This window comes from Rhizobium sp. AB2/73, from assembly GCF_020871915.1.
GTDB classification, from domain to species: domain Bacteria; phylum Pseudomonadota; class Alphaproteobacteria; order Rhizobiales; family Rhizobiaceae; genus Rhizobium; species Rhizobium dioscoreae.
Map to the genome: position 1 here is coordinate 321,361 of NZ_CP067072.1, position 22,111 is coordinate 343,471.

The window sequence follows — 22,111 nt, forward strand, 5'->3', positions numbered from 1 at the left end:
GATACTCGTGGATGACGACCTCAATCTCGGTAAGTCCACCGTCCGTCTGTTCGATCACAGGGATGCCTCCGCCGCCCGTGCAGGTGGCGGTCACGCCGTGATCGACCAGTAGGGACGAAGCGGGACATGTCTATCAGGCCGAAAGAATGGCAGAGGGATGTGAGATCCCGTGGCCTTTTGCTGCGTCTGGCCAGCCGAAGTCTCTTCTCAAAGGACGGAAGATCTCCCTTCACGGATCGGATCGAACAATGAGTGACCGCGACGCTTGCACTGAGCAGATGATCTACATCAATGACGAGGAATCCCACCCGCGAATAATGAACGCAGCGCCTGAGTGGTTCGCCACGCCGGCAGCACCCATTCAGTTCGTTCTTCGGGAGCCGTTTCTTGCACAAATCCCATGTCCCTTTTCTTTTTGCCGTTGTTGCGATCCTGAGCCTGAATGCAGGAAGCCACGACGCCGTGGCGCGTGATGCAGCAACGTTGAGCGACCAGGTGCAAGAGCTCTGGAACAAGCTGCGCGGCAGCGAGCCGCTGCCCGGCATAGCGACGTCCAACGGCCGCATCGAGGCGCAACAGGTTCTGGTTTCCGCGAAATTCGCTGGCCGTGTCGCCGACGTTCTTGTCGAGGAGGGACAGATAGTCGATGCCGGCGCTGTCATTGCGCGGATGGACACGTCCGAGCTTGATGCGCAGCTTTCGGGCGCGGAGGCGGAAGTTCGGCGTTCCGAAACCGGCGTGGCAACTGCCGAGGCGACCATCGCGCAGCGTGGTAGCGAACTCACACTTGCGCGCCTGGAACTTGAACGAGCCTCCGATCTCAGTGCCACCGGCAGCGGTACGCGGCAACAACTCGACCTGCGTCGCAGCCAGCTCGCCGTTGCCGAGGCGGTCTCTCGTTCCGCGCTCGCAAGCCGCGATGAGGCTCAGGCTGGGCTGGACGCCGCCCGCGCCGAGGTTGCGCGCGTTCGCTCGCAGCTCGACGATGCGATCCTAAAGGCGCCTAGACGAGGGCGCGTGGAATATAAGTTGGTGCAGTCGGGCGAAGTGGTGGCAGCCGGTGCGCCGATCGCGACACTCCTGGATTTGACTGACGTCTATATGACCGTTTTTCTGCCAGCGAGGGCCGCTGGGCGCCTCGCTTTTGGTGATGAGGCGCGAATCATTCTCGATCCAGCGCCCGGTTATGTCGTACCTGCGACCATCTCCTTCGTTGCCGCGGAGGCGCAGTTCACGCCGAAAACGGTCGAGACAGAGGACGAGCGCGAGAAGCTGATGTTCCGCGTAAAGCTTCGTATCGCCTCCGGTTTGCTCAAGCAGTACGAAACGCGGGTGAAGACGGGGGTTCGCGGCGTGGGTTACGTGCGCACCGATCCTGCCGCTGCATGGCCGCCGCAACTCGCCGTGAAGTTACCCCAATGACGGGCGAAGTTATCAGCCTCGCCGGCGTTACGCATCGCTATGGGAAGAAAGTGGCACTCGACGGGGTCGATCTCGTTGTTCCGGCGGGCTGCATGGCAGGCGTGATTGGCCCGGACGGCGTTGGAAAGTCGACGCTGCTCGCGCTCGCTGCCGGGGTGACAAGGCAGCAACAGGGGAACATCCACGTCCTCGACGGCAATATGTCCGACGCGCATCAGCGCCGTCTCGCCAGTGCCCGCATTGCCTATATGCCCCAGGGTCTTGGCCGCAATCTCTATCCGACGCTGAGCGTTGCGGAAAATCTCGATTTCTTCGGTCGCCTCTTCGCGATGGATCGCAACGAGCGCCGGGAACACATGGACGAACTGCTCAAAATCACTGGGCTCGCTCCGTTTCGGGATCGCCCCGCCGGTGAGCTGTCAGGTGGCATGAAACAGAAACTCGGCATCTGTGCCGCTCTGAGCCATGATCCGGACATTCTTATTCTCGACGAACCGACGACGGGCATCGACCCGCTGTCGCGTCGGCAATTTTGGGAATTGATCGCACGCATGCGGGCGAGACGGCCGGGAATGAGCGTCATCGTTGCCACTGCTTACATGGAGGAAGCCGAACGTTTTGATTGGCTTGTCGCCATGTATGGCGGCCGGGTCATCGCGACGGGGAGCCCTGCTGAGATCAAGCGAAGCACGGGACAATCCTCCCTGGAGGGCGCCTTTGTTGCACTCTTGCCGGAGGAACTGCGTAGAGCCCATGCGCCGCTTCTCGGGGCCCCGCGCCCGGCGGGAGATGGTATCCCCGCCATAGAAGCTGAGGGACTTACCAGACGTTTTGGTGACTTCACGGCCGTCGATCACGTAAGCTTTCGCATCGAAAGGGGCGAGATTTTTGGCTTTCTCGGCTCGAATGGCAGCGGCAAAAGTACGACGATGAAGATGCTGACGGGTTTGCTTCCCGCAAGCGAAGGCGAGGCGCGCCTCTTCGGTCAACCGCTCAAGGCCTGGGATTTGGAAACGCGTCGCCGCGTCGGCTACATGTCTCAGGCATTTTCTCTTTATAGCGAACTCTCGGTCCGCCAGAACCTGGTGTTGCATGCACAGTTGTTCGGCCTTCAGGCCGAGCAGCTGACGGTTCGCATCAAGGAAATGCTTGCCGATTTCGAGCTGACACCCGTTGCTGATCGTCGCCCGGAGAGCCTGCCGCTCGGCATGCGACAGCGCCTGCAACTGGCGGCGGCGGTTATCCATCGCCCGGAGGTACTGATCCTGGACGAGCCGACATCCGGGGTCGATCCGGTCGCCCGCGACAGTTTCTGGCGTTCGCTCGTGAGCTTGTCACGCAAAGATGGGGTGACGATCTTTCTCTCCACGCATTTCATGAACGAAGCCGAACGTTGCGATCGTATTTCCATGATGCACGAGGGCAAGGTGCTCGCCGTCGGCAGTCCAGCGGAGTTGAAAAAGCAGCGTGGTCGCGAGGCGCTGGAGGATGTCTTCATCGACGTGCTCACCGAGGCGGGGATGGGACGGGACGACACGCCGCCAATCGCAACTGGGGCGAAGGCTGCCGACGTCTCGAAGCCGGGCATCTTCGACCTTCGCCGCTTATGGGCCTACGCATGGCGCGAGAACCTGGAAATACGCCGCGACCCCACGCGGTTGATCTTCGCATTTCTAGGTCCGGTAATCCTCCTCCTGGCCTTCGGCTACGGCATCTCCTTCGACGTGGAGCGGCTGCCCTTTGCTGTCTTCGATCAGGACCAATCGGTTCAGAGCAGGCAACTTCTGGAGAGCTTTCAGGGTTCGCGCTACTTTGATGAGCAACCGGCGGTGTCCTCCATCGATGACCTGGAGACCCGTCTTAAAAGCGGCGAGCTGAAGCTGGCGATCGAGATTCCGACCGATTTCGGCAGGGATCTGCTGCGTCAGACCCATCCGGAAGTCTCGGTCTGGCTGGATGGCGCCATGCCTTTCCGGGCGGAGACGGCGCGCGGCTATGTCTCAGGGCTTGCCACGAGCTACATGACGGATAACTCCGCCCGTCAAAGCGGTCGCGCCACATCCGCCTATCCCATTGAAATTGAAAGTCGTTTTCGTTACAATCAGGCTTTCAAAAGCGCCAATGCCATTGTGCCAAGTGTCATCGTGCTGATGCTGGTGCTCATTCCCGCCATCATGACCGCGCTTGGCGTCGTCAAGGAGAAAGAGACCGGATCCATCGCCAACTTCCAGTCGACGCCCGTCACGAAGATCGAATTCCTTCTTGGCAAGCAGTTGCCCTACGTCGCAATCGCGTTCCTGAGTTTCATTCTTCTTGTGCTGATGACTCGTTTTGTCTTCGCAGTGCCGGTCAAAGGCTCCCTCCTGACTTTTGCTGCCGGATCGCTGCTTTATGTTTTCGCGACGACCGGCTTCGGGCTGTTCATATCGAGCTTTGTCCGCAGTCAGGTCGCCGCCATTTTCGCGACAGCCATCATCGCCATTATCCCGGCGGTGAATTTTTCCGGACTGCTCGTCCCGGTCTCGTCCCTTTCAGGGGGCGGACGGCTCATGGGACTTGCCTTCCCATCGGCATGGTATCAGCCGGTCAGCGTCGGTGTCGTAGCAAAGGGGCTGGGTTTTGCCGATCTCTGGCCCGATATGTTGGTGATCGGCCTCTTTGGACTCGGGTTCATCGCGGCCGCGATCATTTCACTGCGAAAGAGGGGGGCGTGACATGGTTGCCCGCCTTTTCCGGATCCTTCGCCTCGGCATTAAGGAGCTCTACAGCCTCCAGGCCGATCCTGTCCTGGTCGTGCTGATCGTCTATACTTTTACCTTCGCCATCTATGCCGTGGCGACGGGCGCGAAATTCGAGGTTGAGAATGCTGCGGTGGCGATCGTCGATGAAGATCGTTCGATGCTGTCCGCACGATTGCGCGATGCCCTGCTACAGCCATTTTTCAAGCCTCCGGAACTGATCGACGCCGACGAGATCGATGCCGTGATGAACGCCGGCCGCTTCGTTTTTGTCGTCGAGATTCCACCAAAATTCGAGCAGGACGTGATCGCCCGGCGCCATCCATCGGTCCAGATTGATATCGACGCGACCGCGATGTCGCAGGCCGGCAATGGGGCCTCCTATATCCAGAATATCATCCTGCAGGAGGTGCTGACGGCAATGCCTGGAGCTGATCGGAAACAACCGATCAATCTGGTCGTACGGGCGAAATTCAACCCCAACCTCAAATCCGAATGGTTCACGGCCGTGATGCAGGTGATCAACAATATCACCATGCTCTCGGTTATCTTGACGGGCGCGGCACTGATCCGCGAGCGCGAACATGGAACGATCGAGCACCTGCTCGTCATGCCGGTCACCCCGATCGAAATCATGCTCGCGAAAATATGGGCGAATGGCCTCGTCATCGTCGTTGCTGCGATCTTCTCGCTTATCGTCGTCGTCGAGCGCCTGCTCGGTGTGCCCGTCGCTGGATCTGTGAGCCTCTTTGTAGCCGCGGCCGTCCTCTATCAGTTTTCGGTGACGTCACTCGGCATCTTGATTGCCACCGTTTCCACTTCGATGGCGCAGTTCGGACTGATTGTGATGCCGGTTCTTATCATCATGAACCTCTTGTCCGGAAGCACGACACCCATGGAGAGCATGCCCGGCTGGTTGCAGAATGTGATGCAGCTTTCGCCATCGACACATTTTGTCGCCTTATCCCAGGCCGTGCTTTATCGGGGAGCCGGATTTGCGATCATATGGCCGCAAATGCTGGCGCTCTTCGGCATCGGAGCGGCATTCTTTGCCACGGCTACGCTGCGTTTTCGCAAGTCGCTTCTCAGCGGTCAGTGAGGTGCCTCCCGGTGGAATTTGGTAGTCCAGATTGCTTGTGCATTCGCTCGTCACTATTGTCATGAAATGGATATGATCGAAGCGTTTCAGCGTCTCAGCCTCGCTCTTGCCATCGGTATTCTGGTCGGGGTTGAGCGCGGCTGGCAGGAGCGCGAGACGGAGCCCGGTAAAAGAACGGCCGGTATTCGCACCTTCGGCCTGTCCGGCTTTCTGGGCGGCTTGGCAGGTTTCCTGCAGGTCAAGCTCGGACCGATCCTGCCGGCCGCCGTTTTCGTTGTTTTCGGCATCGCATTCGTCGTCTTCAGCAGATATGAGGCCGAGCAGGAAGAAGACTACAGCGTCACCAGCGTCATAGCGGCTCTCGCCGTCTTCGTCCTCGGGGTCATAGCGACCGTTTCCGACATGACCGTCGCTGCGGCCGGAGGCGTCGCGGTGACTGCGTTGCTGGCTGCTCGCCATAGTCTGCATGGATTCCTGCGAAACCTGACCTGGCTGGAATTTAGAGCTGCACTCGTGCTGCTTGCCATGACACTCGTTGCGCTGCCCCTCCTTCCCGACAGAACAATCGATCCCTGGAATGCCATCAATCCATTCCAGCTATGGCTGCTGACAATCATGATTGCCGCCATCTCCTATGTCGGCTATCTGGCGGTCCGCATCGCCGGACCAAAACATGGAATCCTTTTTAGTGGCGCTGCAGGCGGGTTCATTTCGTCAACTGCTGTCACCTTGTCCTTTGCGCGTCTATCGTCCCGCAGCACTCAGGCGACCCACAGCCTCGCTGCCGGCGCGTCGATCGCCGGAGCAATGTCCATCGGACGGGCACTGGTCATCAGTGGCATATTGGCGCCTGTACTCGTTCCCAAGCTGGCTGTCGCGTTCGTTCCCGTCATTCTTGTCTTTCTTTCGGCGAGCTTCCTGATGCTCAGGGGAGCGAAGGCCGACGATAAGGCAACCGGCATCAATCCAGATAATCCGTTCGAATTGCTCACGGTTCTCCGTTTTGGAGCATTTCTCGGCGTCATAAGCTTCCTATCGAAACTCACGGTCGACCAGATCGGGTCATCGATGATCTTTGTCGTTGCGCTGCTTTCGGGACTTGCCGATCTTGATGCCATCACCCTGTCGACGGCACGCATGGCGGGCTCGGTGCTGACGACGGAGGTTGCGACGATAGCGATCTCTCTGGCCGCGGCCGCCAATCTGATAGTGAAGATGGTGCTGGCCATCATGTTCGGAAGTCGCGCCTACGCCACAGCATTGAGTGCGACAACGTTGATGGCGCTCGTCGTCGCCGTTGCTGCTTATTTCGGGTTTAGCACCTTGGCGTGACCGCGGCCGGGGGCCAGGACATAGCGATCCCCCATGAAATCATGGCCGGCACCCAGCTCGATTGACGGAAATCAATGCAGCATTGCGCACTCGGCTTAGAAGATGTCCCGACTTCTCGTCGCATTTACCCCGAAAGACCGAGATGCAGCGCATGTCGCAATCTCGGCTCTTGTTCCTGATATCCATGATCTGAGGAAGGATCGCCATGTTTCGCGGGCGCATAAGAAACAGGGAGCTGCTCGAACGCATTGTAAGCGCGGACGATGCCGCCCGGCTGATCAAGGACGGAATGACCATCGGCATGAGCGGTTTTACGCGCGCGGGCGAGGCAAAAGCCGTGCCCATGGCGCTTGCCAAGCGCGCCAAGGACGATCCGCTGAAGATCACGCTGATGACCGGTGCGTCACTGGGCAACAATCTCGATAAGGCCCTGGTCGAGGCGCACGTGCTTGCCCGTCGTATGCCTTTTCAGTCCGATCCGGTTCTGCGAAACGCGATCAATGCCGGCGAAGTCATGTTCATCGATCAGCATCTGTCCGAGACGGTGGAACTTCTTCGCAGCCGCCAGATCTCGCCGGTCGATATTGCCGTGATCGAGGCGACGGCCATCACCGAAGACGGCGGGATCATTCCGACAACATCGGTCGGCAATTCGGCAAGCTTCGCGATCCTAGCCGATAAGGTCATCGTCGAAATCAACCAGTCGCAGCCACAGGAGTTGGAGGGGCTGCACGATATCTATATCCCGACGCGCCGGCCAAGCCGCGAGGCAATTCCCGTCATGTCACCAGACAGCCGGATTGGCGTTCCTTTCATTCCGGTTCTCCCGGAGAAGATCGCCGCTGTTGTCGTCACGCAAAACAGCGATAGTTCTTCTACCATTCAGCCGCCGGATGCCGAAACGCGGGCGATTGCCGGGCATCTGGCTGAATTCCTGATGCATGAGGTCAAACTCGGACGCTTGAGCCAAAGCCTGCTGCCGCTTCAGGCCGGCATCGGCACGATCGCAAACGCCGTACTCCACGGTTTCATCGATACGCCGTTTCACGATCTGACCATGTATTCCGAGGTCCTTCAGGATTCGACCTTCGATCTGATCGACGCCGGAAAGCTCACATTTGCATCCGGTTCCTCAATGACCTTGTCCGCCGACATGTCTCGCAAGGTCATTCCAAATATCGCAGCATATAAATCGCGGCTGATCCTGCGCCCGCAGGAAATCAGCAATCATCCGGAAGTCATTCGTCGCCTTGGGATCATCGGAATCAACACCGCGTTGGAGTTCGACATCTACGGCAATGTCAATTCGACCCATGTCGGTGGAACACATATGATGAATGGTATTGGCGGCTCGGGCGATTTTGCCCGTAACGCCTACATGTCCATCTTCGTTACGAAATCGACGGCAAAGAACGGTGCGATTTCAAGGGTCGTGCCCATGGTCAGCCATGTGGACCATACCGAACACGACGTCGATATATTGGTGACCGAAACCGGGCTGGCTGACCTTCGCGGTCTTGCGCCGCGGGAACGCGCTACCACCATCATCGCCAATTGCGTCCATCCGGCCTATCGCGAAGCCTTGTCCGACTACCACAAAAGAGGCCTTGCGCGGGGCGGACAAACGCCGCACGTCATCGAAGAGGCACTCAAATGGCACAGCTCACTGCGCGAAATCGGTCGGATGCTGGCTTAGCTCGGATATCGAGGATCATTTAATCACGATCGGCCTCTGATGGACGCTCCCGACGGCATCTGTGTGCCAGAATGGAAACGTTCATCACTGTCCGGAGGAAGCCTCCAGACATGCCTGCGGAAACAGGAAGTTTTTGAAATCGGAGTGTCGACGCACGCGATATTGAACGTTGCTACGAGGGAGATCGAATCTCGCATACGGAATGAATCGGCTTACGCCTGCTGCCTATAGCAACCTTTTGCCGACAGACGCGGGTCAAGAAAGGTTCCTTTCTCGCCGCGGGCGATGGCGCCCGCGTCCTCCAGCCTGCCGATGCCGGCCGGTCTATCCATTTCCTTTGCGAACTGGATCGCGGCGGCGACCTTTGGCGCCATCGAGCCTGGTGGGAACCTCACGTCAGATAACATCTCCGGATCAATGCGACCCAAGCTTTGAGCCTTTGGTGTCCCGTAGTCCAGATAGACCGCATCGACATCTGTCAGAAGGAGCAACATGTCGGCATTCAGCTGCCTTGCCAGCAGCGCACTGGCGGCATCCTTGTCGATCACGGCTTCTATCCCGGTAAGTCTGCCATCAGCCTGCTCAATCACGGGGATGCCTCCGCCGCCGGTGCAAATGACGGTCACGCCGTGATTGACCAGCAAGGCGATGGTTTTTGCCTCGACGATTGCCAAGGGTTTTGGCGAGGCGACGACGCGCCGCCAGTTTTCACCGTCTGGCGCAACTCTCCAACCGCGCTCTCTGGCGAGCCGTCGCGCGGTTGCTGCATCGTAAACCGGCCCGATGAACTTCGTCGGATGTGAAAAGGCGGGGTCGGCCGCCTTCACCCGCGCCATGGTCAGCAAGGTTGCGATTGGATTGTTCTCCAGGAGATTTCCTAGCTCCTGTTCGATCATGTAGCCGATCATCCCCTCTGTTTCGGCGCCCAGAATATCCAAGGGGAAACCATTGCCGTTGGAGGCTTCCGCCTGCAGAGCAAGGAGCCCGACCTGGGGACCGTTGCCATGGGTGATGACCAAAGAGTGACCGGCATGAATGAGATCAGCCAAGGCGGCAACAGCGACCCGGATATTGGCGCGCTGATGTTCAGCGGTCATCGGCTCGCCGCGGCGCAGAAGTGCGTTCCCGCCGAGCGCAGCGACGATCAGCATGTCAGCCTCCAATCGTCGCGACGAGTAAGGCCTTGATCGTATGCATGCGATTTTCGGCCTGATCGAAAACAATGGAGGCATGAGACTCGAAAACCTCGTTCGTCACCTCCATGCAATCAATGCCATATTCCTTAGCGATGCGGGCGCCGACTTCCGTCTCGGTGTCGTGAAACGCTGGAAGACAATGCATGAATTTCGCATAGGGGTTTTCGGTCGCCTCGATCACCTGGGCGGTAACCCGGAATGGGGAAAGAAGCCCGATGCGCTCTTTCCAAGCCGATTCACTCTCGCCCATTGAAAGCCAGACGTCCGTATAGACAAAATCGACCCCCAGTACCCCTGAACCGACATGTTCCATCAAAGCAAACTTGCCGCCGCTCTTCCATGCCTCCGATTTCACATGATCGACAAACGCTTGGTCCGGCCACAGGGCCGTCGGCGAGACGAGGCGAAAATCGATCCCGACCTTGGCGGCGCCTAGCGCCAGCGACATCGCCACATTGTCGCGCCCGTCGCCGAGGAAGGCCACGACCATGTCAGACAGATGCTTGTGGGTGAATTCGCGCATGGTCATGAGATCGGCGAGAACTTGCGTCGGATGAGAAACGTCGGTCAGCCCATTATAGACCGGCACGCCGGAATAGGTTTTCAGCGTCTCGACTGCACTCTGCGCGAACCCGCGATATTCGATGGCGTCATAAATGCGGCCGAGAACGCGCGCAGTATCCTTCATCGATTCCTTGTGGCCGATATGGCTGCCGGTAGGACCCATGTAGGTGACGTGGGCGCCCTGGTCATAAGCTGCCACCTCGAACCCGGTTCGGGTGCGTGTCGAGTCCTTTTCGAAGATAAGTGCGATGTTCTTTCGCGTCAGGCGCGGCACTTCGTAACCGCCCAGTTTTGCGGCCTTGAGATCGGCGGCAAGGCGCAGCAGCTACCGAATCTCCTCGGCATCCAGATCATCGAGGGACAGAACGCTGCGACCATGAAGATTGATAGGCATGACAAGTTCCTTCGCAACTAAAGTGGGGCGCGAGCAATCGGGCACGTCATGCAATGACCGCCGCCGCGGCCACGGCTGAGTTCCGCCCCTTCGATGGTGATAACCTCGACACCTGCACGACGCAGCAGCGTATTGGTATAGACGTTGCGGTCGTAGGCGATGACAACGCCGGGCTCGATGGCGATCACATTGTTGCCGTCATCCCACTGCTCGCGCTCGGCTTCATAGCGGTCGCCGCCGGTCGCAACGACACGCAAGCTCTTCAATCCAAGCGCTTGCGCAACCACGTCGGTAAACGGAGATGTCTCCTCCCGGGTATCCACCGAACCTTCGGCATCGCCCGGCCGCAGCGAGAAACTCCGCAAGCGATCGACGACGGGAGGATACATGGTCGCCAGATCCCGGTCGCAGAAGGTGAAGACGGTATCGAGATGCATGAAGCTGCGATCGCGCGGCATAAGGGCCGCAATGACGCGTTTTGCGATACCGCTTGCAAAGAGACTTCGAGCAAGCGTGCCGACCGCCTGCGGAGTGCTGCGCTCACCCATGCCGACCAGGACGACACCATCACCAATCGGCATCACGTCACCACCTTCAAGACTGGTTCCGGTAACCGGGCTCTCGGGTGAGATGAATGTGAAGTCGGCTGCGTTGAACCGGGGATGAAAACGATAGATCGCCTCGACATTTGCAGCCTCTGGCCGCCGCGCCTGCCAATACATGGCATTGACCGAGACGCCACCATAGATCCAGCAGGAACTGTCACGGGTAAAGAGCTGGTTCGGCAGCGGTGGTAGCACGAAATCCTGCGGCGCCAGTGTCCGTCCAGTCAGCCCAAGCGGTTCAAATGGCAATTCGGCACGCGCGATGCCGCCGACGAGGCAGGTCGCCAGCTGATCCGCTGGCATCTCATTGAGCCAGCCGCGCAGTTCGTCGACCATGTCACGTCCGACAACCGCGGACTCGACCCGGCGATCGAGCAGCCAGCGGCGCGCCTTTGGCAAAGCCATCGTTTCCGTGAGCAATTCGCCCAATGACTGCACAATCACGCCGCGTTCGCGCAAAGCATCGACGAAGACGTCATGCTCCTGGCGTGCACGCTTGACCCAAAGCACGTCGTCGAAAAGCAGGGCCTTGCAATTGTCAGGTGTCAGGCGCCGAAGGCTCAGATCAGGGCGGTGAACCATGACTTCGCGGAGACGACCGACTTCCGAATGAACCCCGGGAACATTCATGACGCTGCTCCTTGTCAAAACGGGCTGACGAGGCCGGCCCACATTTCGTAGGCAGCAAGGAGGGCCACCGCCACAAGCGCGACGGCAAGCACGGCTTCGAATAGACGGAAGGGCCTTTGACCTGACTCTCGGCAGGCAAGAACATAGAAGAGAATGCCCGGCGCATAGAGGATCGCACACATGAACAGGTAGGCCGGGCCGGCCGCATAGACGAGCCATAACCCGTAAAACGTTGCCAGAAGGCCGACGAGCATCGGAGCGGTACGCTGTTCACCGGGTGCGTAGCCTTCGCCTGATATGGCAAGTTTCGCAGCATAGGCGCCCGAGAAGATGTAGGGCACGAGGATCGCGGTTGATGCGATGGAAACAACGCCTGATAGGTGCTGTGAGCAAAGAGCGTAACGACCAGGAACGCCTGGACAAGAAGATTGGTGATCAGCAGTGAAGCCCATGGGACGCCGCGGTCACTTTCCGAGGCGAGGAATTTCGGCATGGTCCCGTCCTTGGCCGCCGCGAAGGGAATCTCGGCTGCGAGAAGCGTCCAGCTCAGAAAGGCACCGATCACCGAGATGATAAGCGCGATATTGATGAGAGCCGCGCCCCAGGGGCCGACCACCGCCTCAAGTACCCCGGCCATGCTCGGATTTTTCAGCGCAGCAAGCGCAGGTTGGTTGAGGATGCCGAGCGAAAGAAGGGATACGAGTGCGTAGAATGCGAGGCAGGTGAAAAAACCGAGCACCGTTGCTGTCGCAATATCGCTCCGTCGCTCTGCCCTGGCCGAGAAGACGCTGGCACCTTCTATGCCGATGAACACCCAGAGGGTGACCAACATGGTGCTCTTGACCTGGGTGGTGATCGAGCCGAGGCTAGCATTGCCCAGACCGGTGAAATCGAGCGAGAAGACATTCAGCTTGAAGGCGACGACGCTGACCCCGACGAACAATGCAATCGGCGCGATCTTTGCGATGGTGACGATAAGATTCACGACCGCCGCCTGGCGGATGCCCGCAAGGACAAGCGTGTGGATCAACCACAGCAGGATGGACGCACCGAGCACCGCCTGCCAAGTGTTTCCATCGCCGAAGGACGGGAAGAAATAGGATAGGGCGCTGAAAACGATAACCGCATAGGATACATTGCCGATCCATGCGCTCAGCCAGTAGCCCCAGGCACTGTTGAAGCCAATAAATGGTCCGAAGCCGGCTTTTGCATAAGCATAGGGACCAGCGTTGAGGTTTGGTTTGCGAGTGGCGAGCGACTGATATACGAAGACCAGGGCCAGCATGCCAATCGCCGTAATCCCCCAGCCGATTGCGATGGCCAACGGGCCGGCGCCTGCCGCCATGTTCTGTGGCAAGCTGAAGACACCGGAGCCGATCATCGAACCGATGACCAACGCCGTTAATGAACCCAGTCGCAATTTCCCATTAACCGCGACCGGCTCGGTCGAGGTGACAAGTTTTATGCCGATCGAAGTCATGATCTTCTCCCAAGGATCGAAAATATCCATGGGAGACACTGGACACTGGGTGGCGGCGATAAACCTTGATCCTGGTCAAGTAAATTGTCATTTTTCGCGGATGTCGACGCCCTGTCGTTAGAATGTCAGCCGGCGATCTCGGAGTTCGCCACAGCTATGATACAGCATTACTTTTTGCCCGTCTGGTCGACGACGCGTTGCGCGGCTGCCATATGGAGCTCCTCCAGACGTTCCAGGAAGGGGGCCTGACCGCTGACGATCTTCTGGCGCGCCTCGGCCAGGGCGAACCACTCGGCACGATCGACTTCGGGGAATGCTTGCATGCGTCCGCTTCGCGGCGGCCACTCTATTTCGAACATATTGCTGCGCAGGCTGGAGGTGTCGAATTCCCCCTCCAGCGCAAAAGCAATGACATGCTTACCGCTCTTCTGGCGTAATTGGCCAAGCGGCTGCAGCTTGCCTTCAGGCACGTGCCCCGTTTCTTCGGCAAATTCCCGCCGGGCCGCGGCCTCAGCTTCCTCATCCTCCCTATACTCGCCCTTGGGAATGGACCACGCGCCCTCATCTCGCTTGTGCCAGAAGGGGCCGCCTGGGTGGACAAGCAGGATCAAAAAACCGCTTTCCGCCTCTTTATACATTAAGATGCCAGCGCTTTTCTTCATGGCTGATCATTTCCGCCAGCACGCGAGATTGGCCCTTATGCAGACTCGGATTTGTTGACAGCCAGAATCGCGTTCGAATGTGCGAATAAAGTGGTTAACCTCACCCAGACTATCCTGATCAGCACGATATTCACAGGCGTCCAACAAAGGTACGAACAACGGCAGAGAATTGTGCACGCGATGCTCGACGGTAACGGGCTGGTCCAGCACCGCAAGCGACGCCGCAACAGGGCACAGGGAACACCTCTCTCCCAACCTCGCCAGCCCAACGACCTGTGGTGCGCCGATTACAAGGGCGAGTTCATGCTCGCCGACAAGCGCTACTGCTATCCATTGACGATCACCGATTTCGCTAGCCGCTATCTCCTGGCTTGCGAGGCGCTGCACACGACGAAGGAGGCCTACGCCTTCACCGTTTTCGAGAGCGTCTTCAAGGAGTTCGGTCTGCCCAAGGCGATCGGAACCGATAATGGCGTGCCCTTCGCCAGCCCTAACGGCTTGTTCAATCTGTCGCGGTTGGCGGTCTGGTGGCTGAGGCTCGGCATCGACATCGAGCGCATCAAGCCAGGCAATCCGCAGCAGAACGGCCGCCACGAACGCATGCATCTCACACTCAAGCTGGAGACCACCAAGCCAGCCGACGCCAATTTCCTGCAGCAGCAGGGCGATTGGTCATTGCCCAAAGCGACTGGGTAGGAAAGGGCATGCGTTGTCGCTGATGCGACTTTCCAATGCGTCGAGTACCAGATCCGCCGTTTTGGGAGCCGCCGCGATGCCGACATGCCCGTGGCCGAATGCGGCGATCAGGCTGGGATGGCGTGACAGTGGGCCGATCACAGGAAGCCCGTCGGGCGTGGATGGCCGATGTCCCATCCAGAGGCGAAGGTGGGGTGTCTTGTCGGCAGCCAGATAGGGGTAACTCGCCAGAGCATGACGTTGCAGCACCTGCGCGCGCTTCCAATTCGGAGGCTTGTTCACGGTTGCAAGCTCGACCTGGCCGGAAAGGCGCAGGCCCATATTGGTCGGCGTATTGGCCATCCGGCCGGTACTCGGCATTACGGGAATTTCGAAGGGTGCCTGCCCTGATGTCACAGTCACATGATAGCCCCGTTCGCTCTGCATCGGAATGCGCACGCCGAGCGGGCGAAGCAGGCGGCCGGAATGTATGCCCGCGGCCACGACGATGCGGTCGGCAGATAGCGTCTCGCCACCCTCCAGCACCGCCTGCGGCATCACACCGTCGAGGATAGCTGTCACGGCGGACGGGTGGAATTGTACGCCCTTGCGTCGAGCGGCTTCCACGATGCCGGCTACATAGCTGCCGGTGTCGCGGCAATGGGCGCCGTTCACCACATGGATGGCGAAGCGATAGGGGGGGCCGAGAGCCGGAAGCCTTCTCCGGATTTCGGTCTCGTCCCACTCCACATATGCTACGCCGTTTTCCCGGCGCAGTTCCCAGCTCAGCGCTTCCGCCTCGAAGGAGGCCCGGTCGGGATAGGCGTAGAGCAGCCCTTTCTGAAGAACGAGCTGTTCCTGTCCGGTCTTTCGCGCGAGTTCCAGATGTCGCTCAGGGCCGTCATGCAGCAGGAAGTTCAGCAATTTCGCCGTCCGGCGTACGCGGGTCTTACTGGCACCAGCCCACAAGAACCGCAGGAGCCAAGGCGTCAGCTGCGGCAGCGACCTCCAATCGATCGTCAGCGGCCCGTTTCGATCGAGAAGGAAACCGGGGACCTTCCGCCACAGACCGGGCATGCTCATCGGTATGATCGACGCCGGGCTGATCCAGCCGCCATTGCCGTAGCTTGCTCCGGCTTCGCTGCCCGGGGCGTTGCCGTCGCAAAGCGCGACATCCCAGCCTGCTTCTGCCAATCTCAATGCCGCGGTGGCACCGATGATGCCAGCGCCAACAACGATTACCTTGCCTGTCATTGCCTTTTCGTCCTGCTCTCAGGAAAGTCCGCCATGGAAATGGCTGAGGAATTCTCGCGTTCTCGTCTCGCGAGGCTCGTTGATGACCTGGCGCGCATCACCCGACTCGACGACGAAGCCGTCCTGCATGAAGATGACCGTATCTGCGACATCGCGGGCAAAGGCCATCTCATGAGTGACGAGGATCATCGTCATGCCCTGCTCGGCTAGCTGACGAATGACCGCCAGAACTTCGCCGACCAGTGCAGGGTCGAGTGCCGAGGTGGCCTCATCAAACAGCATGACTTCCGGTTTCATGGCGAGCGCGCGCGCGATCGCCACGCGCTGCTTCTGCCCGCCCGAAAGCTGCTCCGGGCGCGCGTCGGCTTTCGCGACCAGGCCGACCTTGGCGAGAAGCTCCATCGCGACGGTTCGCGCGGAATTCCTGTCCTGCTTCAGCACGCTCACCGGCCCGACCATCACGTTGTCGATGACGCTCATATGCGGGAACAGATTGAAGTTCTGAAACACCATCCCGGTATTGGCACGGAAGGCCGCAAGGTCCCGGTCGCGCATGGCAACCCGGCCCGCGGAAAAATCCATTCGCCTACCGCCGATGGTAATGCAGCCCGCATCCGGCAATGACAGCAGATTGAGGCTGCGCAATAGGGTCGACTTTCCCGAGCCGCTTGGCCCGATCATCGCCACCACATGACCGCGCGGCACCGAAAGGTTGATGTCCTTCAAGACGTCCAGAGGACCGAAGGATTTCTTCAGGCCCACGACCTCGATCATCGGCTCTTCTGCGCCCATTCTCTCTACCTTGCCATTCATGCCTTACGACCCTCCAGCCAGTGCGCCAGGCGTGTCATGGGGAAGAGGACCGCCAGATAGACGAATGCAATCAAAGTGTAGGTTTCAAGCGGCCGGTAGGTGGCCGAGGTTACGAGCTGACCTTGATACAGCAGGTCGGGCACGGCGAGCACGGAGAGAAGCGAGGTGTTCTTGAGCTGCAGGACAGACTGGTTGACCAGCGGCGGCACCATGCGGCGCAACGCCTGCGGCAGAATGATCTTGGCCATCAACTGGCCTCGACGCATGCCGATCGCGCGGCCGGCATCCCATTGCCCGGCATCGATCGAGACGATGCCGCCCCGAATGATCTCCGCATAGAACGCGGCGCCGTACATGGTCAGCGTGATGAAGGCTGCCATCGCAGGGGAGATCTGAATTCCGACCAGCATGGGCAAGGCATAGTAACACCAGACCAATTGTACGAGCACGGGCGTACAGCGAAAGAGCTCCACAATCGTCATGATTGGAACGGTGACGATTTTCACACCCGAAAGCCGGGCAAGAGCGAAGAGCGTGCCGACAAGAATTCCGGAGACGATGGTCAGAACGGTAAAGCCGACCGTGTAGCTCAAGCCCTGAAGAAAAAGGCCGCGGTACTGCCAAAGGCTGGAAAAGTCCCATTGATATTGCATCACAGCGCGCTTTGTTCGGCCCGGCTGAAAGTCCGGGGAGAGGTTGATGTAAAAAGCCAGTCGCCCAATGTCAGGATGTCGAAGACGGGAAGGCGGAGAGCCGTCGCGATCGCCTGCGCAAAGGGTGGCATGTTGGTGCATTCCAGCACGATGGCGCCGACTGACGGATGTTCGGCGACGAGCTTGCGTGCAGCATCGACCACTTCGGCCTCCAGCGCCGCGTGATCGTATGTGGCAGAGCCTTCGATGAGCGCGTGAAATGCCCCGTTGGCGGGCACGCCGCGCACGGGCACGGATGGATCTGCTCCGCAGGCTTCGAACACCTCGGGAACGAGGCTGGCTGCGTCATAGGTTATCACGCCGGGGCGCAGGCCTGCGCCGAGCGCCATCTCGACCATGGGCAGCTGCATGAGACTGGAGGCAGCCACCGGCACGCCCAGCGCCTCGGCCAGCTTCCGTTGGTGTCGCGCCATGAAGCCGCAGGACGTGATAATCGCGCTGCAGCCCTCCGAGATCAGCTCCCGTCCGGCGGCGACGAAATCGTCGACGAGACCCTCGCCGCCCGCACGGACGACGAGGGAAACGGATGCACCGCGCACCCGACGGAACCGGACCGGAAAGCGCCATGATCCAGCATGGCCGACATCGCCGGGCGGGCGTTCGAACGTCGTATCCAGCATGATGATGCCCAAGGCACCCGAAGAGATGGGCATGGTCGTGCCTGTCAGAAGGTCAGGCTTGCAGGCAGTGTAGCCTTGTCGACACCCACGAGCGCGAGGCTATCGACAATCCAGCCCGAGACCTTGCCTTGTCCGCGGCGTTCCGCCAGCCAGGCATCGACATAGTCGCGGAATTCGCCATTCGGATCGCGGCGCACGCCGATCGTGGTCGGCTGGCTTCCGTGAGGGTCGGGAATGATGAGTTTGACGTTTGGAGCGAGGTGTTTCGTCGTCACGACGGCAAGGAGCGCGACCTGGATGATGGCGTCGGCGCGACCCGACTGAAGCGCCAGAATGGTCTCATCGGCAGATTTGAGCGCAACCAGCGTGCAGTTTGGCAGGTTCTTGCGAGCAAAGTTGTCCTGCGTCGAGCCGAGGTCGACGGCCACCCGCATCTCCGGTCTGTTCATTTCCTCCCACTTCGTCACCTCCAGATCCTTGCGAGCAACGAGTGTGAAGGTATTGTCCATCAGTGCCTTAGTGAAATCGACAACTTTGGCGCGCTCCGGATTGTTGCTGAGCCCGAACATGATATCGATCTTGTTGCTTTGGAGATCGATCACGGAGTTGCCCCAGGTCGTCTCGACCAGTTCCAGATTGACGCCGATATATTGCGCGAGGTCGTGTCCCATCGCGACGCAGAAACCTTCCCATTCTCCGGTTGCGAGATTCTTGTGATAGTAAGGCTCGGTGCCTGCAAACACGCCGATCCGCAGCGCCCCCCGCGCCCGGATCGCTTCGAGCGTCGGACCTTCGGTCGCTGCAAGAAGTGCGGAGGATGGAAGTAGCGCAGCAGCGCCTGCGAGCAGCACTGCCCTTCCGAAATCACGTCTGTTCATGGTCATATCCCAGTTGATTGCTCGTTCCCTATTGCGCCTTGCGGGCGATCAATGCGTTTTCGCGATTGATTTTGTTGGAAAGGACGACCGAATAGGTCACGCTTTCGATTTCTTCGATCCGCGCAAGCTCGTCGATGAGCGCTTCCAGATCTTCTAAAAAATTGACGTTCACGCGGCAGAGAATGTTGGCCGGGCCGCTGATCGCGTCGGCGGTCAGGATCTCGGGATAGCCGCGCAATACCGCAAACAGCCTTTGCGTCGCGCGCAGGGCGGTGGTGATGAAGATATAGGCTGAAACGCTTTGATCAATCTCGCGACGGCCCACGATCGCACGATAGCCAAGGATGACGCCGCGACGTTCCAGCCGCTCGATACGCTCCTGGACACTTGAGCGCGCGAGGCCGACACGTCGCGCCAGTTCACTGGCCGTTACGCGTGCGTTTTCCTCCAGGATGCTAAGCAGATTGCGGTCAATGCTGTCGCCGTAGTCCATGTCGTTCCCACTTTCTTTTGTAGGAAGACTGGGGCCAAATTTTCCCAAAGAAAAGCATTGAAAAATGGGTTCTTCATGACTTTTATTCATGATATTCAACAGGAGCTTCGTCATGCGCCGTTTTCTGCCATCCTTGAGCGCCCTGCATGCCTTCGATGCATCCGTGCGTCACTTGAGCTTTACCAAGGCAGCCGAGGACATGGGGATCACGCAGAGCGGCATCAGCCGGCAGATAAAAAACCTTGAGGATTTTCTTGGACTTACCCTGTTCGAGCGCGCCGGCCCGAAGCTGGTGCTGACGGAGGAGGGCGCGCGCTATTACGATGAGATTTCGCGCCTGCTCGACAAGTTGGAAGATGTCTCCATCGATGCTGTCCGCGGTCGAAAGGCGCAGAGCATGCTGAAGATCGGCTTTCCGCCGACATTGATGCGGCGCTGGGGTGCTGCGATGCTGACTGCCTTTGCAGCCGCGCATCCTCAAACATGGTTCGAGGTCTATCCCTGTCGTCACGATCTCGATTTCGCGGCATCCGAGCTGGATCTTGCGTTCGTTCGCGGTACGGGCAATTGGAGCGGGGCGCGCAGTCAGTTGCTCTTCGATGAGGAGTTGATCGTTGTGGGAGCGCCGAATCTGGTGCCATTGCAAGGCCTGCCAAATGACGAGGCGCTGCTGGAATACCCGCTGATCCAGAATTCCAGCCGGCCGAGCCTGTGGCTGCATTGGCTGCGGGGAGCAGGCGTGCACTACAAGAGCCGCATCTACGGTCCGCGTTTGCCGAACTTCGATATGATCCTCGAATGTGCCATCAGCGGCATGGGGCTGGCCGTCGTTCCCGAGCTCCATGTGCGCACCGAACTTGCCGCAGGAATTCTGAAGCCCGCCTTAAGCAGGCTCCAGACGTCGGGGGAAGGCTTTTATCTCTGTTTCCCCCAGGCGCGGATGAACTCGGCCAATGTGCGGATCTTCCGCGATTGGTTCGCCACCGAATTCACGCGCCGGCGGCAATTCCTGCCTCTGGCGTATCCCTTGGATCAAAAATAGGCCTTCTCCACCGGCTTTAGCTCGAGCGGATCCTCTCCCCGCTTCAATAGCCATGAATAGACCGGCGGTACCCGGTCTGCGATGGATTCGACATGAACGTCGATGAAGCACGGCCCATCGTCGTGAGCAAAGGCGGACGCCAACGCGGTATCGAGTTCCGAAGCCGTTTTGGCCGTCCATGCCTTGAGACCATAGGCCTCCGCGATTGCCTGACCGCGCGGCGCCAGAAAATCCACGCCGAAGCAATGATTATGGCCTTTGAGCCGGTGGAGGCCCTTGATCCAGCCGAATGTCCCGTTGTTGAAGAGGATAAGGATCGCCGGCACCTGCAGGCGCACCAGCGTTTCCAGTTCGCCGACCGTCATGCCGAACGATCCGTCACCGAAGAGGCCGATTGGCCTCTTCGATGGATCGGCCCGCCAGGCGCCGACTGTTGCGGGAAGCGCTGAACCGAGGCCACCAAAGGCACGTGGTATGGCAAAGCGGGTCTCGCGGTCATTGATTTTGAGGAAGCGCGTCATGTATGGGGTCGGCGTTCCTGCATCGGAGTAGATGAGCGCGGGCTTGCCGGAAGATTGCAAAGCTTGATTGAAAGCACGCACCGCGCGCTCGGGCCGCAACGGAACCCGCTCGTCGGAAAGCGCCTCCTCCGCATGCTCCCAAAAGACTTGCCGACGCCGGTTGAGCTCGCCGACCCAGGCTTCGTGCAATGCGGACTCGATACTTGCTTTCAGCTCCAGCAACTCCGTGAGGACAAGCAAGGCATCTCCCTGGATGGACAGCAGATTCTCGTAGTTGTTCGCCATGATCTCGGGCGAGATATCGATCTGCGCCAGGCGTTTATTGAGCGTGATCCGCGGAAAGGTCCAGCCGATGGTGACGACCGAACCGATGCGCGAGCCTACGAACAGCGTGAAATCGGAATGTTCAAGCGCCCAGTTCGCATGCGGATGATATCCGTTGTCGCCGATGACGCCGATTGCGAGGCGATGGTCGTCATCGATTGCACCCTGGCCAGTCATCGTCGTGCACATCGGCACATTGAATTTTTCGGCAAGCCGGGTGATCTCGTTGCCTGCACGGGCGCGGTTCACCCCACCTCCAGCCACGATCAGCGGTCGCTCGGCCCTGGAAAGAAGCTCCAGCAGCTCTTCGAGCTTCGAGCGCGGCGGCAGCGTGGGATAAGCAGGGAAGGTACGGCATTCCTCCTCGACATGCAGAGATATTTGCGTCAGGTCTATCTCGGCCAGCAGCATATCCTCGGGAATCTGCAGATGCACGGCGCCAGGTTTGCCTGAGCAGGCGACGCGAAAGGCGCGGCGGATGATTTCAGGCAGCTTTTCCGGCGTCTTTACCTGCACGGACAGCTTTGTGACCGGTTCGAACAGTTTCGCGCAATCCAATTCCGTCAGGACGCCGCGTCCTTCGCCGGGCAGTGGAATGTCGATGGTCAGCAGGATTACCGGCACCGACGATCCGTTCGATTCAGCAACCGGCGGCAAGGAATACATCGCGCCGGCGCCCGATGGGCATTCAAACACGCCGGGCTTGTTGGTGAACCGCCCGTAAGCATCCGCCATGAAGCCGGCAGAGCGCTCGTCGCGGGCCATCACATGCCGTATTTCGCCTTCGCGGTGCTGGAGTGCTTCATAGAGCGGCACATTGGTATCTCCGGGGACACCAAAGATCGTATCAACCCCGTATCCGATGAGCATGTCTACCAGAATGTCAGCACCGCGCATTCGTCTCTCCTGTATCTCGCTGTGCTGATCAGGATAATGAAGCAGAGGTTTGCCGGGGACCGG

At 59.3% G+C, this 22,111-nt stretch carries 16 protein-coding genes and 3 pseudogenes; 7 read left to right on the top strand and 12 right to left on the bottom strand.

Features of this window, described 5'->3' with window-relative positions; genetic code table 11:
* The first annotated feature begins 387 nt into the window (after window positions 1–387).
* The 5 genes from I8E17_RS21180 to I8E17_RS21200 all read left to right on the top strand — a co-directional run bounded on the left by I8E17_RS21180 (window position 388) and on the right by I8E17_RS21200 (window position 8,287).
* Complete coding sequence (locus I8E17_RS21180) at window positions 388–1,422, top strand: HlyD family efflux transporter periplasmic adaptor subunit (protein WP_069614707.1); 1,035 nt, start codon at window positions 388–390, stop codon at window positions 1,420–1,422.
* The gene (rbbA, locus tag I8E17_RS21185) at window positions 1,419–4,136 is read left to right on the top strand and encodes a ribosome-associated ATPase/putative transporter RbbA (protein ID WP_069614706.1); all 2,718 of its coding nucleotides are present in this window, start codon (window positions 1,419–1,421) and stop codon (window positions 4,134–4,136) included. The genes I8E17_RS21180 and rbbA overlap by 4 nt, the downstream gene beginning before the upstream one ends.
* Before the next feature lies 1 nt (window position 4,137).
* Window positions 4,138–5,259 carry an ABC transporter permease gene (locus tag I8E17_RS21190; RefSeq protein WP_069614705.1) on the top strand — a complete coding sequence of 374 codons (1,122 nt, stop codon included), beginning with the start codon at window positions 4,138–4,140 and terminating at the stop codon, window positions 5,257–5,259.
* A gap of 72 nt (window positions 5,260–5,331) precedes the next feature.
* On the top strand, window positions 5,332–6,591 hold the full coding sequence (locus tag I8E17_RS21195) for an MgtC/SapB family protein (protein WP_307777815.1): 1,260 nt from the start codon (window positions 5,332–5,334) through the stop codon (window positions 6,589–6,591).
* Window positions 6,592–6,796: 205 nt separating this feature from the next.
* On the top strand, window positions 6,797–8,287 hold the full coding sequence (locus I8E17_RS21200; RefSeq protein WP_069614703.1) for an acetyl-CoA hydrolase/transferase family protein: 1,491 nt from the start codon (window positions 6,797–6,799) through the stop codon (window positions 8,285–8,287).
* Between the two features lie 212 nt (window positions 8,288–8,499).
* Here the strand turns inward: I8E17_RS21200 and arcC are convergent, their stop codons facing one another.
* From arcC to I8E17_RS21225, 5 genes and pseudogenes are all read right to left on the bottom strand, one after another.
* Complete coding sequence (gene arcC, locus I8E17_RS21205; RefSeq protein ID WP_069614702.1) at window positions 8,500–9,438, bottom strand: carbamate kinase; 939 nt, start codon at window positions 9,436–9,438, stop codon at window positions 8,500–8,502.
* A 1-nt stretch (window position 9,439) separates the two neighbouring features.
* Window positions 9,440–10,441 (bottom strand): annotated as a pseudogene (argF, locus tag I8E17_RS21210) (ornithine carbamoyltransferase).
* 17 nt (window positions 10,442–10,458) lie between these two features.
* A complete protein-coding gene (locus I8E17_RS21215; RefSeq protein ID WP_069614700.1) occupies window positions 10,459–11,676 on the bottom strand; it encodes an arginine deiminase in 1,218 nt (405 codons plus the stop codon).
* Between the two features lie 14 nt (window positions 11,677–11,690).
* Window positions 11,691–13,057: pseudogene (locus I8E17_RS21220) on the bottom strand (basic amino acid/polyamine antiporter).
* Between the two features lie 266 nt (window positions 13,058–13,323).
* Window positions 13,324–13,818, bottom strand: a complete 495-nt coding sequence (locus tag I8E17_RS21225) for an NUDIX domain-containing protein (RefSeq protein ID WP_069614699.1) — start codon at window positions 13,816–13,818, stop codon at window positions 13,324–13,326.
* 171 nt (window positions 13,819–13,989) lie between these two features.
* Here I8E17_RS21225 and I8E17_RS21230 point away from each other — a divergent pair.
* A pseudogene (locus I8E17_RS21230) lies at window positions 13,990–14,481 on the top strand (DDE-type integrase/transposase/recombinase); the annotation flags it as partial.
* 9 nt (window positions 14,482–14,490) lie between these two features.
* Here the strand turns inward: I8E17_RS21230 and I8E17_RS21235 are convergent.
* Genes I8E17_RS21235 through I8E17_RS21260 form a run of 6 tightly spaced genes read right to left on the bottom strand, consistent with a single transcriptional unit; the run spans window position 14,491 to window position 19,378 of the window.
* The gene (locus tag I8E17_RS21235) at window positions 14,491–15,747 is read right to left on the bottom strand and encodes an FAD-dependent oxidoreductase (protein ID WP_069614698.1); all 1,257 of its coding nucleotides are present in this window, start codon (window positions 15,745–15,747) and stop codon (window positions 14,491–14,493) included.
* Window positions 15,748–15,765: 18 nt separating this feature from the next.
* The gene (locus tag I8E17_RS21240) at window positions 15,766–16,560 is read right to left on the bottom strand and encodes an amino acid ABC transporter ATP-binding protein (protein ID WP_275950142.1); all 795 of its coding nucleotides are present in this window, start codon (window positions 16,558–16,560) and stop codon (window positions 15,766–15,768) included.
* The gene (locus I8E17_RS21245; RefSeq protein WP_069614697.1) at window positions 16,557–17,213 is read right to left on the bottom strand and encodes an amino acid ABC transporter permease; all 657 of its coding nucleotides are present in this window, start codon (window positions 17,211–17,213) and stop codon (window positions 16,557–16,559) included. Before I8E17_RS21245 ends, I8E17_RS21240 begins: the two co-directional genes overlap by 4 nt.
* Window positions 17,213–17,926, bottom strand: a complete 714-nt coding sequence (locus tag I8E17_RS21250; protein WP_069614696.1) for an aspartate/glutamate racemase family protein — start codon at window positions 17,924–17,926, stop codon at window positions 17,213–17,215. Before I8E17_RS21250 ends, I8E17_RS21245 begins: the two co-directional genes overlap by 1 nt.
* An 11-nt stretch (window positions 17,927–17,937) precedes the next feature.
* Window positions 17,938–18,771: a transporter substrate-binding domain-containing protein gene (locus I8E17_RS21255; protein ID WP_069614695.1), complete on the bottom strand. Its 834-nt coding sequence runs from the start codon at window positions 18,769–18,771 to the stop codon at window positions 17,938–17,940.
* Between the two features lie 28 nt (window positions 18,772–18,799).
* Entirely contained in the window at window positions 18,800–19,378 is a 579-nt protein-coding gene (locus tag I8E17_RS21260) for an Lrp/AsnC family transcriptional regulator (RefSeq protein ID WP_229002179.1), read from the bottom strand.
* Here I8E17_RS21260 and I8E17_RS21265 point away from each other — a divergent pair.
* Window positions 19,377–20,306, top strand: coding sequence for a LysR substrate-binding domain-containing protein (locus I8E17_RS21265; RefSeq protein WP_069614756.1), 930 nt, complete (start codon window positions 19,377–19,379; stop codon window positions 20,304–20,306). The genes I8E17_RS21260 and I8E17_RS21265 overlap by 2 nt on opposite strands.
* Here I8E17_RS21265 and I8E17_RS21270 read toward each other — a convergent pair.
* Entirely contained in the window at window positions 20,297–22,048 is a 1,752-nt protein-coding gene (locus I8E17_RS21270; RefSeq protein WP_069614693.1) for a thiamine pyrophosphate-binding protein, read from the bottom strand. The two genes, I8E17_RS21265 and I8E17_RS21270, sit on opposite strands and share 10 nt — an antisense overlap.
* Window positions 22,049–22,111 lie beyond the last annotated feature (63 nt).